Origin of the sequence: Enterococcus sp. 5H (assembly GCF_028128615.1) — a bacterium.
Taxonomy (GTDB): domain Bacteria; phylum Bacillota; class Bacilli; order Lactobacillales; family Enterococcaceae; genus Enterococcus_L.
The window spans coordinates 29,380-41,714 of record NZ_AMDP01000026.1 but is presented as its reverse complement, the minus strand read 5'-3'; the positions used below and the strand labels follow the sequence as shown (position 1 = coordinate 41,714).

Annotated in this window: 11 protein-coding genes; 4 read left to right on the top strand and 7 right to left on the bottom strand. The window is 34.7% G+C overall.

What is annotated here, in order from left to right; all coding sequences use genetic code 11:
- The first annotated feature begins 142 nt into the window (after positions 1–142).
- Positions 143–484, top strand: coding sequence for a metal-sulfur cluster assembly factor (locus C240_RS11105; RefSeq protein ID WP_271495608.1), 342 nt, complete (start codon positions 143–145; stop codon positions 482–484).
- A gap of 61 nt (positions 485–545) precedes the next feature.
- Here the strand turns inward: C240_RS11105 and C240_RS11100 are convergent, their stop codons facing one another.
- The 7 genes from C240_RS11100 to ppdK all read right to left on the bottom strand — a co-directional run bounded on the left by C240_RS11100 (position 546) and on the right by ppdK (position 8,736).
- The gene (locus tag C240_RS11100; protein ID WP_271495606.1) at positions 546–995 is read right to left on the bottom strand and encodes a hypothetical protein; all 450 of its coding nucleotides are present in this window, start codon (positions 993–995) and stop codon (positions 546–548) included.
- 445 nt (positions 996–1,440) lie between these two features.
- Positions 1,441–1,788, bottom strand: coding sequence for an EamA family transporter (locus C240_RS11095; RefSeq protein ID WP_271495604.1), 348 nt, complete (start codon positions 1,786–1,788; stop codon positions 1,441–1,443).
- Complete coding sequence (locus C240_RS11090) at positions 1,785–2,153, bottom strand: EamA family transporter (RefSeq protein ID WP_271495601.1); 369 nt, start codon at positions 2,151–2,153, stop codon at positions 1,785–1,787. The genes C240_RS11095 and C240_RS11090 overlap by 4 nt, the downstream gene beginning before the upstream one ends.
- A gap of 14 nt (positions 2,154–2,167) precedes the next feature.
- Positions 2,168–3,139, bottom strand: coding sequence for an alpha/beta hydrolase (locus C240_RS11085; RefSeq protein ID WP_271495598.1), 972 nt, complete (start codon positions 3,137–3,139; stop codon positions 2,168–2,170).
- 133 nt (positions 3,140–3,272) lie between these two features.
- Positions 3,273–4,577 carry a diaminopimelate decarboxylase gene (gene lysA / locus C240_RS11080; RefSeq protein WP_271495696.1) on the bottom strand — a complete coding sequence of 435 codons (1,305 nt, stop codon included), beginning with the start codon at positions 4,575–4,577 and terminating at the stop codon, positions 3,273–3,275.
- Between the two features lie 84 nt (positions 4,578–4,661).
- Positions 4,662–5,762 (bottom strand): serine hydrolase domain-containing protein, encoded by a 1,101-nt coding sequence (locus C240_RS11075; RefSeq protein ID WP_271495595.1) that lies wholly within the window; start codon positions 5,760–5,762, stop codon positions 4,662–4,664.
- Positions 5,763–6,129: 367 nt separating this feature from the next.
- Positions 6,130–8,736 carry a pyruvate, phosphate dikinase gene (gene ppdK, locus C240_RS11070; protein ID WP_271495592.1) on the bottom strand — a complete coding sequence of 869 codons (2,607 nt, stop codon included), beginning with the start codon at positions 8,734–8,736 and terminating at the stop codon, positions 6,130–6,132.
- A gap of 172 nt (positions 8,737–8,908) precedes the next feature.
- Here ppdK and C240_RS11065 point away from each other — a divergent pair, with 172 nt between their 5' ends.
- The 3 genes from C240_RS11065 to C240_RS11055 are packed head-to-tail and all read left to right on the top strand — an operon-like array spanning position 8,909 to position 12,316.
- A complete protein-coding gene (locus C240_RS11065; protein WP_271495589.1) occupies positions 8,909–9,544 on the top strand; it encodes a helix-turn-helix transcriptional regulator in 636 nt (211 codons plus the stop codon).
- 44 nt (positions 9,545–9,588) lie between these two features.
- Positions 9,589–10,407 (top strand): pyruvate, water dikinase regulatory protein, encoded by an 819-nt coding sequence (locus tag C240_RS11060; RefSeq protein WP_271495586.1) that lies wholly within the window; start codon positions 9,589–9,591, stop codon positions 10,405–10,407.
- Positions 10,408–10,420: 13 nt separating this feature from the next.
- A complete protein-coding gene (locus tag C240_RS11055) occupies positions 10,421–12,316 on the top strand; it encodes a fructose-1,6-bisphosphatase (protein WP_271495583.1) in 1,896 nt (631 codons plus the stop codon).
- The last annotated feature ends 19 nt before the right edge of the window (positions 12,317–12,335 follow it).

Here is a 12,335-nt window from a genome sequence, read left to right as displayed (position 1 = left end):
TTTTACTGAAAAAGATTCTCATTTACAAAGTATTTAAAAAAAGGTATTATATGAAAAGAACAAACTGTAAGTGAGGCCTGTTACCCTAACGAATCACTTTTATAATAGTGCTAGCAGGATAATCGGAAAAGGAGTAGATACAATGACTGAAACAAATCAAGAATGGTCTGCTGAAGAAATTGAAAATATTAAAGAAGAAATTCTGACTGCTTTAGAAACTGTTATTGACCCTGAACTTGGGATTGATATTGTTAATTTAGGATTAATCTATGAAGTTGATTTTGCTCAAAATGGCGATACTGTTATCAAAATGACCCTAACAACAATGGGTTGTCCGTTAGCTGATATTTTGACCGATCAAATTCACGAAGCGCTAAAAGAAATCCCTGAAGTTAAAAATCCAGAAGTTAAACTTGTTTGGTATCCAGCATGGACAACAGATAAAATGTCTCGTTATGCGCGAATCGCATTGGGGATCAGATAAAAATAGTAAGTAAACAGACAGTTAATTATTTTGGCCTAAAATAATTAACTGTCTGTTTTATTCAATTATCTCCACTTTTTTCATCTTCTTTTGCTGATTCAACTTGCCAATTTCCTTCTGTTTTAATTTCCAATATATAATTGTCGGCATCTTTAGGAACCTGAGCTAAGACTTTACCTGAATACTTACCTCTAAAATCAACCAAAGTTGCCACAATATTTCCATCACTATCTAACAGTTTAACTGTTATTTCAGCTTGTCCTTCGTACACTATTGAAAAAAGAGTTGGTCCTTTTTTAAAAGCTAAATTAGTAATGACTTCGTCACCAGTTCCCTTTTTTGTTAGCGTTGTTCCACTCGTTTTATCATCACCACTGTCTTCGCTACTATAGCTGCCAGGTGAATTCACACCATAGTTATCATCTCTAGCACTTTGAGGACTGTTATATTCAATTTTACAGCCCGACAAACAGAACAAACTAATCATCAAGAAATAGAAGATCTTTTCCATATTTTTCCGCCTCACATTCTTACAATGACACAACCAGATAAAAGTATGACCATAACCGCAAAAAGCAAAATTATTTTCATTTTTTTATGCATTGATTTCATCTCCTTAACTTTCATTATTTCTAAAATAAGTATACAAATTAACAGCAATGTAAACCGCTCGAAATTCTCCCAATTAACTTCCTAAAAGACAAAAAAATTGGAAGTTGTCAATTTTTTAATCGACAATTTCCAATCTCCAAGTCCATGCACTATTTTTTTGTTTTTTTCAATACTGCATTTAACATGATAATCCCCGTAACAATTGTGGTTACTGCCTGCAGTAACTTAATTTTATCAATTCCTTTTGATTTAACAGTCATACTAACTCCTCCTGTTCTTTATATATTTATCTTACAGCTAGATAAACTAGATTACCACTATTACGTTTGCTTAACTTTCTTTATCTATTGGCTGATAATAAACACACCAATAATAATTAGAATCACAGCTGCCATTTTCCGCAAGCTTAACTTTTCTTTAAAAATAAAATATGAAATAATAACTGTCCAAACATAGGTCAAAGATGTCATCGGAAAAGCTATCGAGTAATCTAAAAATTTTAATAAGACAATATTTGTTATCGCACTTAAAATATATAAGAAGGTCCCTAAATAAATCCACGCATTCGTCACGACCGATTTAAAACTAAGTTGAGGTAAATCGTTCATACCTTTTTTTAGAGCTAAGGCACCTGCGCTGCCGGAAAACGTACTAATGACTAAAATTGCTAAAATTGCTGCATAATTTATCATATTTTTTCCTCATTTCCCTCTACACCTAAAAGAACTGATCCAGCAATAATAAATGCTGTTCCCAACAGTTTATACCAAGTGATACTCTCATTTAAAAAAATAGCGCCTAGAACAATCGACAAGGCAAAACCCAAGCTCATCATCGGTTGTAAAATGGACACTTCACCATACCGAAATGCAGCCATCATGAAAAACATTCCTGCTCCTGCTGCTATAAATCCAACTGCATACAAAATCAACGCATAATTTCCAGTATTGTCCGCGCCAAATTTCCATGCTAATTGGCCTAAGCTACTAAGTGTTGCCGCGATTAAAATCAAAATTATACCTAAACTTAATTTTCGTTGTTTATTTTTTTCGTCCATAGTATGGCTCCTCCTTAACAGTAACGATGAATAAATTCAAAAACCGTTTCAAAATAATGCTCCGGCTCATAAATAAATGACGATAGATGCGGTGCTTTTTCGACAATCAGACTTTCTTTCACTCCGTTGGTTGCTTCCATGTTTACATAGATCATTTGATGTGGAACAAATTTATCTCCTGTTCCGTGAATAAATAACGTTGGCAGTTGATTTTTTGCTAATTGATTCACTGACGAAGCTTCTTTTAATGAATATCCAACCTTTTTCGTCGCTAAGAAGTTTGCTGCAGTCATAATTGGGAAAGCTGGTAATTTAAAAGCTGAACGTAACATTGTACTAAATTCATCGTAAACAGATGAGTAACCGCAATCAACAACTAAGCCTTTTATATTTGCAGGCAAATTTTCGCCACTTGTCATCATTACTGTGGCAGCTCCCATCGAACCGCCAAATAAGACAATTTCAGCCTGTGGTTCTATCGCAATTACTTCTTGAATCCACTCCAATAGATCTAGCCGATCAAGCCAGCCCATTCCAATGATATTCCCAGGACTTTTCCCATGTGAGCGTAGATCTGGAACCAAGATATTGTAATTATCTTCAGCAAATTTTGCCGCAACATATGCCATATCTCGCTGACCGTATGAACGATAGCCATGAACACAAATCACCCATTTTTTACTCTCAGGATAAGGAATGATTAAACGGCTATAAAGTTTTCCTCCATCCACAACTAACCAGTTATCTTGAGCAAAAGATCTTTGCCAGAACTCATCCCCAATCTTATTTTGTTCTACTTCAACAAGATCATATTTTGACTTTCCTTTATTAAAATTATCCGGATTCATCATCTTATGACCTGTCGTATCGTACCATTTGTTATCTCGAAAAAGTGCAACATTTATAAAAAAATTTGCTGCATAAAACACTATAGCCAAAATAATTAACATAACTATGATTAAAACAAACCACATTATCCATTTCACCCCTTATTTAGATTTATACTCTGACTTAAGTATACCCCGATTTATTAAATTGACTCAAACAAGTTACATTAAAATCAGAATAAAAAAAGGCGGATACAAAACGTAAAGTAGTTTCGCTCCTCCTTTTTTTCATTTAAATATCGCAATCCAGAGCAATTAAATCATCATAGGTTTCTCTACGAATAACCAATTTATCTTGGCCATTTTCTACAAAGACTACTGCTGGTTTTAAATTACGATTATAATTATTTGCCATAGAATAGCCATACGCTCCAGTACTTGTTATAGCAAACAAATCTTCCGGCTCCATTGGCGGTAATGCGATATCTTTTATTAAAACATCACCAGATTCACAATACTTACCTACAATAGTGACTTTTTCTTCTGACTCCGCACTAATTCTATTAGCTAAAAAACCATCGTATACTGCACCATACAATGCTGGTCGAATGTTATCACCCATACCGCCATCCACAGATATATAATGGCGAACATCAGGAATTTCTTTTTGTGATCCAACTGTATAAATCGTCGTTCCAGCCTCAGCAATAATACTACGACCAGGTTCAATCCAAATTTCAGGAAATGGATAATTTAATAATTCACATTGACCTTTCACGCCATTGACAATTGCGCGTACAAAAGCTTCCGGTTCAAGCGGATCATCAGATTCAGTATATTGTACACCAAATCCACCGCCCATATTTAGCACGTCAACACTATAGTCAAATGCTCGTTTCCATTCATTTAAAATTAATAGCATTTTTTCAACAGCTGCTAAAAATCCTTCAGCAGAAAAAATTTGTGATCCGATATGACAATGAACACCTTTCAATACTAGTCGTTCATCAGCTAAAATTTTCTCTAAAGCTTGTGTAGCTTGTCCGCTATTCACATCAAACCCAAATTTTGAATCTACTTGTCCAGTCAAAATATAGTCATGTGTTTCAGCATTCACACCTGGCGTAATCCGGAACATAACATTTTGCTGTTGATTTTTTTCTTTTAAAATCTCACTTAACAATTCAATTTCATAAAAGTTATCGATAATGATCGTTCCGACACCTTGATCGACTGCAAAAATAAGTTCTTCTCTGGTTTTATTGTTTCCATGAAATTCAATATCTTTAGCAGGCATACCAGCTTTAATTGCTGTATAGATTTCTCCGGCAGAAACTACATCACATCCTAATTCTTCTTCTACCAAAAGCTTATACATTGCCAAACAACAAAAAGCTTTGCTGGCATAAATCACTTTATTTTTTACTCCTAAAGAGTTAAATGTTTGTTTAAATCCTCTCGCACGTTCACGAATATGAGCAACATCATAAACAAATAATGGCGTACCATATTTTTCAGCTAATGTAACAGTATCACATCCGCCAATCGTTAAATGTTCTTGTTTATTAAATTCCGCAGTTCCAAATAGTAGCGGCATCTCTTCACCTTCTTCAATTTGATTTATTAAAAATGATAGCATAAAAATGAAAAACTTCCTATCTATTTTTCATTATTTTCACAACTAATCATTTTGTAGTACTATTTGGTTGTATAAACTTTGGCTTAATTCTTGAAGACTTTCGTTAGGTGATTGATTAGCAAAGAGTATCACCAAGTTTTGATTATCTTGATCGCCATAAATCACCGTATTAAAACCACCTAGGCTTCCTTCCGAATACTTTAAATCATCAAAATAAAAAATCCCTGCTTGGTAGCCTTCTTTGTGTACTTCAGCGAATTGTTCATATGTTTCTTTTGAAAAAAGTTTGCCATTAGTCAGACTTTGAATAAACGTCCAAAAATCCGTTACTGACATATACATATTCCCCGCTCCTAATAAACTAGAGAATAACTGTTTATTTGGTTGAAATGGATCGATTTCATAGTCATTATCTAAGTAATAATAAGAATTAGGGGTACGTTCTTTTTTAGGTAGTATATCCCAAAAATAGGTGCGCTTTAAAGACAATGGATCAATTATTTTTTTCTGAACGATTTCTTCATAGTTTTGACCTATAATTTGAGAAATAATTCCAGCTAATAAGGTATAATTAGCATTTGTATAAAAAAAATCTTTATTTCTACTAGTCGTTAGATTTTCCAAAGTAAAGTCAAGCTGATCTGATTGGTTCGTCAATACTTCGGCTGGTTCAATTTCATCCATCATAATCCCTGAAGTATGTGTCAGAAGCTGTTGAATCGTGATTGTATCACTTAAATCAATTTCAGGATAAAACTCATCCAATGTATCCGTAATTTTTAGCTTTTTATCTTTCAGTAAATCAACAATTATTGCTCCTGTAATAATCTTTTGTAAAGATGCAATTGGGAACAGAGTATCCAATTGATTATCCTGTTTTTTTTCTGCATCAGCATAACCATAACTTTGCTGGTAAAAAATCTGTCCTTGTTTAATTAAAAGTGCGGTTCCTTTAAAATGACTTGTCGTGATTATTTTATCGAAAGTTTGGTCTATTGCTACTTCTGCTGATGAATCAGTCATTCCACTAGCGCTTTTTGACGGTTGCTGCTCAGGATTATTTTTCAAAAACCAAGCACTTGCTATAACTAAAATCAAAATAAGTAACGACAAATAAATCAGTAGCCTTGTCCTCTTTTTCAACAAATCACTTCTTTCTAAAACAGTTCTGGCTAAAGTATACCATTTATCGTTTAAAAAATAGAAGTTACAAGCGTCAGCAGTGTACTATGTGGCAAAAATTGTGCAATTGAACTAAAACGCGCACAATGCATAAGACGCATTGTGCACGTTTGTGAAAATTGCCGAAATCTTCAATTCTAAGTGTATCAAAGGAAGCAATGCACATTCTGTGCCTTGTATCGTTCATCATCGAATCACAATATTCTTTGTGATTTACGACAATGTGATCGAAATGAAATAGAGTGTTTGACTTTTTAACATCGTTTATTTGGTTTTTCATTGACGTAGGCATAACTCCCCATTTTAAACGACTCTTTTTAACAACCGTTTATTCTTGAGCAATTGTCAAAATAGCGGCTGGAATCCGATAGGGTGAACACGAAATATAATCTACTCCAATTTTCTTTAGGAAACGAATAGATTGTGGATCACCCCCAACTTCTCCACATACACCAATCTTCATTTCAGGATCAACTTGTCTCGCTTTATCAATTGCTATTTTCATTAATTGTCCAACCCCAGCTTCATCTATCTGTTGAAATGGATCATTTGTTAACAACTGTTTCTCTTGATATGCACTAATAAATTTGCCAGAATCGTCCCGAGAAAAACCATAGGTCAACTGGGTTAAATCATTTGTCCCAAAACTAAAGAAATCAGCATATTCCGCAATTTTTTCGGCAGTTAAACACGCTCTTGGAATCTCAAGCATTGTACCGATCTTATATGGAATCACTTGTGCCTCACGTTTAAAAATTGTTTGAATCGTTTCAATTAAATGTTCCCTTAACCACTGCATTTCCTCATAGCTGCCGATTAGAGGAATCATGATTTCAGGTATTGTTATGTGTTCAGGCTGGCTTTTAGCAACTTCCAAAGCACTTTCAATAATAGCGGCTACTTGCATTTCATAAATTTGCGGTGTTGTAATTGCAAGCCGACAACCCCGATGACCTAACATTGGATTTTGTTCTTGCAGTTCTTCAATTCGATCATTAATTTGTGCCTCTGTTCGTCCTGTTGCTTCTGCTAAGTGTGTAATTTCAGCAGTAGTTTGAGGTAAAAATTCATGTAGTGGCGGATCTAGTAAACGAATAGTACAGGGTTTTCCTTTTAACAAAGTAAGCATTTCCCGAAAATCTTCTTTTTGAAATTCCTTTAATTTATTTAAGGGAGCTACTATGGCTGCTTCATTTTCTGCCAAAATCATTTTGCGCATTTCAAAGATACGTTTCTCACCAAAAAACATATGCTCTGTCCTAGCTAAACCAACACCACTTGCACCTAGTTTTAATGCTGTATTTATTTCAGTTATCGTTTCTGCGTTGGCTTTAACTTCCATTTCTGCCATTTCCTTAGCCCAGTTAATAATTGTTTCTAATAGTTGCCACTCATCACCTTCAACATAAGAAATTTCACCAAGATAGATCGTTCCTGTTGTCCCATCTACTGAAATACAATCTCCCTGTTTTAAAACAAGCTCTCCAACTGTTGCCTGTTCTAAAAATTCATCAACATTAATCATTTCACAACCAGCAACGCAACACACACCCATACCGCGTGCCACAACCGCTGCATGAGAAGTCATTCCACCCCTTGACGTTACAATGGCTTCACTAGCGATCATTCCTTCTATGTCCTCCGGCGAGGTTTCTTGACGAATTAAGATCACTTTTTCACCTAGATCGTGAGCCTTTTTGGCTGCTTCAGCGGTAAAATAAAGCTTACCACTAGCTGCACCAGGGCTGGCTGGCAATCCTTTTGCAAAAATTTCTGCCACGTTTAATTGTTCAGGTTCAAAAACAGGATGAAGCAATTGAGTAATCATCGTTGGATTGATTCTTTGAATGGCTTCTTTTTTTGAAATAATTCCTTCTTCTACAAGTTGAATACATATTTTAAATGCTGATTTAGCAGTTCTTTTTCCATTTCTTGTTTGCAAAAGATACAGTTTTTGGTTTTCAATGGTAAATTCAATATCCTGCATATCTTTATAATGTGTCTCTAACAAGCGACTTAACTGAATAAATTCCTGATACACTTCCGGCATTAGAATTTCCAATTTACTAATTGGTTGCGGTGTTCTAATACCTGCTACCACATCTTCCCCCTGTGCATTCAAAAGAAATTCCCCAAAGATCCCTTTTTCTCCTGTAGCAGGATTTCTAGTAAAAGCCACTCCTGTACCGCTATCTGTACCAAAATTCCCAAAAACCATCTCCTGAATATTTACTGCTGTTCCTAATGAATCCGAAATATCATGTAAACGGCGGTACGTGATTGCTCGGCGATTATTCCAAGAACGGAATACAGCCTCAACTGCTAAAACTAACTGTTCATAAGGATCTTGAGGAAAAGGCTGATGTGTAACTTCTAAAAAAATATTTTTATAAACCGCTACCAATTCTTGCCAATCAACTGCTTGCATATCTGTATCAGACGTATACTGTCTCTTTCTTTTGTAAAAGTCCAATTGTTCTTCAAAACGATTTTTGTCAATACCACAGACCACATCACCAAACATTTGTAAAAGTCGGCGATAACAATCATAAGCAAAGCGAGGATCTCCCGATTTTTCACTTAAACCAATAACTGTTTTATCATTAAGCCCCAAATTTAAAATCGTATCCATCATACCCGGCATCGAAAATTTTGATCCGCTTCTTACAGATATAAGTAATGGATTTTGTTCGTCACCAAACCCCTTCTTCGATCTTGTTTCCACACTTTTAATATGCTGATGGATTTCCACTATTAATTCTTGTGAAATAACTGAATCACCTTTTAAATAATCTAAACAAGCGGCTGTTGTGATTGTAAATCCAGTTGGAACAGGAAGCTGTAATTTAGTCATTTCAGCCAAATTCGCTCCTTTTCCTCCAAGTAGATCTTTCTGTTCCTTACTTCCTTCGGCAAAATCAATTACATAGTTCATTGGCAAACTCTCCTCCGTCTATATAGTGTATCACATTAAATCTTAAAACGATTATATTGTGTATCACATTTAAAGTCAACAGAATTTTATACACTTGATTTTTACTGTTGATTTATTTTTATAAGAAATATATAATAATTAGTGTGTCACATTAAGAAAGTAGGTAGATAAAATGAAACTTACCTCAAGACAATTAGAAATCATCAAAATTGTTAAGGAAAATGAACCAATCAGCGGTGATAGTATTGCTAAAACGCTTGGTTTAAGTCGAGCAACCTTAAGAAGTGACCTGGCAATTTTGACGATGACTGGTTTACTTGATGCCAGACCAAAAGTTGGTTATTTTTATACAGGTCAGACCATTGAGCCTTTACTTTATGAAAAATTGTATAAAAAAACAGTCAAAGATATTATGCTTCCGCCGATATTAATTCACCAAAGTACGACTGTTTACGATGCAGTTACAAATCTTTTTATGTATGATGTAGGCTCTTTATACGTAAAAGATGACGATAATGAACTAATCGGAGTGCTCTCACGTAAAGATCTTTTACGAGCTGCCATCAGTAATCCAAATACCGAAAAAACACCTGTAGCGATGATTATGAGTCGAATGCCTAATATTATCACTATCACAAGTGACCGAACTATTTTAGAAGCTGGCGGACTATTGCTTCAACATAGCATTGACACATTGCCAGTGGTTGAACACGATCAGCCGAAAAAAGTCATCGGGAAAATTACCAAAACAAAAATAATGGCCTATTTTATCAATGCAGGAAACGATATTGAAAAAGAAAATTATTAACCAAAAAATTATAAAACATTGCGTCTTAAAAGGAGATTCCATTTATGAAAACAGAAGAAAAAATCAAAATTTACTTAGTTTCAGATTCCGTTGGAGAAACTGCTCAAAAAATCATTTCAGCAGTCTCAGCTCAATACCCCAGTATTGATATGACTGATATTCAACGTTTTCCCTTTATTACTGATGAAGAATTACTGCAACCTATTTTGAAAGATGCGCTCCATGATAAAGCTGTTGTAGTCACAACATTAGTTAATAAAAAACTTGTCCAACTAGTGAAAGAATTTGCTGGACGGACTGGATTACAATATGTTGATTACATGAGCCCATTAAGTGAAATTGTTGAATCGACATTTGGGATTCAACCGCTACAAGAACCTGGAGCTATTCATAAATTAAATGAACAATACTTTAGTCGCGTTTCAGCGATTGAATTTGCAGTTAGATATGATGACGGCAAAGATGCTAAAGGTTTTTTAGAAGCAGATTATGTTTTGTTAGGTGTCTCTCGTACATCTAAAACGCCACTAAGTATGTATATGGCTAACCGCAATCACAAAGTAGCCAATTTACCTTTAATTCCAGAAGTTCCTTTACCTGCTGAATTAGATCAAATTGATCCTAAAAAAATTATCGGTTTAACTACCAGCATTGAAAGTTTGATGGATATCCGAAAATCCCGTTTACACTCATTAGGACTAAAAGAAGACTCTGCTTATACAAATGCTGACCGGATTCAAGATGAACTGGCTTACGCTAATAGTGTTTTTGAAAAATATAATGCCTTAGTCATCAATGTTGATAAAAAATCAATCGAAGAAACGACAACCATTATTGAAGATTTAGCTAAAAAACAAGGATAAGGAGTTTTTGTAGATGACAAATGTTCAATCCAATGACTTAATAGCAGAGCTTATCAATTTAGAAGCCATTTTAAATCTCCCAAAAGGAACTGAACATTTTATTAGTGATCTCCATGGGGAATTTGATGCTTTTAATCATATTTTGAGAAACGGTTCCGGAAGTATTCGGGAAAAAATCCAAACACTTTTTTCGAAAGAACTCTCTAAAATACAAATGGATGAACTTTGTTTTTTAATTTACTATCCTGAAGAAAAAATTCAGTTATTAAAAAGCCAACGGAACCTAACTACGCATTGGTGGTTTGAAACAATTGAACATTTATTAACTGTAGTTCGTTTTTCATCTAGTAAATACACTCGCTCTAAAGTTCGAAAAGCTCTACCAAAGAGTTACGCTTATATTCTTGAAGAATTGATTTATCCTTACAACGAAACAACAGACAAAGCTGCTTATTACCGGCAAATCATCAAGAAAATTATCGAGCTTGATGAAGCTGAACGATTTATTGTTGATTTGGCTTATTTAATTCAACGCTTTGTCATCGATCATCTACATGTGATTGGCGATATCTATGACCGCGGTCCTTTTCCAGATAAAATTATGGATTCTCTAATGAAATATCACTCGCTCGATATTCAATGGGGCAACCATGATATCATCTGGTTAGGTGCTGTGAGCGGTTCTAAAGCATGTTTAGCAAATGTACTGCGGATTTGTGCACGCTACGGAAACCTTGATCTCTTAGAAAACGCTTATGGTATTGATCTTGAAGCACTTAGAACTTTCAGCCGCAATACTTATCAAGAAAATATTCATTTTAAACCTAAAAATAACCCTTATCGGAAACTCTCAACCTTAGAAATAACCGATGCTATGAAAATTCAGCAAGCCATGGCTATTATTCAAGAAAAATTAGAAGGACAATTAATTCAACGACGAGCAGACTTTCAGATGGATCACCGATTGTTGCTGAACAAAATCAACAATAATCAACTGGTTATCAACAATCACATCTACTCACTGATTAATACCTGTTTTCAAACAATTGATTGGCATGATCCTTACCGCTTATCCACTGAGGAAAACGAGATCATCACTGATTTATTGAATCAATTCCAACACGCTGAAAAACTCAACAAACAGATGGCTTTTCTAGTTGAAAAAGGTACGCTTTATCTTTCCTATAATCACAACTTGTTAATTCATGGCTGTATTCCTCTTAACGAAGATGGAACTTTTCAAACAATGACCTTTAATAAAAAAACATACAGTGGAAAATCACTCCTAGATTTTTTTGAAAAACAAGTTAGAAAAGCTTTCTCTTGTCCTTGGCAAACAGATGATTACGCTACAGATATCGTTTGGTATCTCTGGTGTGGGGAAGGCTCTTCATTATTTGGAAAAAAAGCGATGAAAACCTTTGAACGATATTTTATTGAAGAAAACGAAATACATTTTGAAGAAAAAAATGCTTACTACGAGTTAAGAAACAAACCTGAAATCTGTCAGTTTATTTTAAATTCCTTCAATCTCAAAGAAGAAGATTCACATATTATCAACGGGCACACACCTGTTAAATTAGCCAAAGGTGAATCACCTATTAAAGCTGCTGGAAAAATGATTGTGATTGATGGTGGGTTTTCTCGCTCTTATCAAAAAGTAACTGGCATTGGCGGCTACACTCTGTTATACAATTCCTTTGGTATGCAGCTAGCAGCTCATAAGCCTTTCACTAATAAGGAAACTGCTATTGAGAAAAATGATGATATTATCTCCACCCGGCAAATTGTTGATCGTCATTCACAACGAGTAAAAGTCAAAGACACAACTATCGGACAGTTACTAATTCAGGAAACTGTATTGCTAAAACAACAATTGATGGATTCAAATCATTTATTCTATTATTAAATAAAAAACTGAGCTACCG

What these genes read in the sequence shown, in the direction of transcription:
- C240_RS11105 (WP_271495608.1), top strand. Translation starts at nt 143, where the DNA reads ATGACTGAAACAAATCAAGAATGGTCTGCTGAAGAAATTGAAAATATT.
- C240_RS11100 (WP_271495606.1), bottom strand. Translation starts at nt 995, where the DNA reads ATGGAAAAGATCTTCTATTTCTTGATGATTAGTTTGTTCTGTTTGTCG.
- C240_RS11095 (WP_271495604.1), bottom strand. Translation starts at nt 1,788, where the DNA reads ATGATAAATTATGCAGCAATTTTAGCAATTTTAGTCATTAGTACGTTT.
- C240_RS11090 (WP_271495601.1), bottom strand. Translation starts at nt 2,153, where the DNA reads ATGGACGAAAAAAATAAACAACGAAAATTAAGTTTAGGTATAATTTTG.
- lysA (WP_271495696.1), bottom strand. Translation starts at nt 4,577, where the DNA reads ATGCCGCTACTATTTGGAACTGCGGAATTTAATAAACAAGAACATTTA.
- ppdK (WP_271495592.1), bottom strand. Translation starts at nt 8,736, where the DNA reads ATGAACTATGTAATTGATTTTGCCGAAGGAAGTAAGGAACAGAAAGAT.
- C240_RS11065 (WP_271495589.1), top strand. Translation starts at nt 8,909, where the DNA reads ATGAAACTTACCTCAAGACAATTAGAAATCATCAAAATTGTTAAGGAA.
- C240_RS11060 (WP_271495586.1), top strand. Translation starts at nt 9,589, where the DNA reads ATGAAAACAGAAGAAAAAATCAAAATTTACTTAGTTTCAGATTCCGTT.
- C240_RS11055 (WP_271495583.1), top strand. Translation starts at nt 10,421, where the DNA reads ATGACAAATGTTCAATCCAATGACTTAATAGCAGAGCTTATCAATTTA.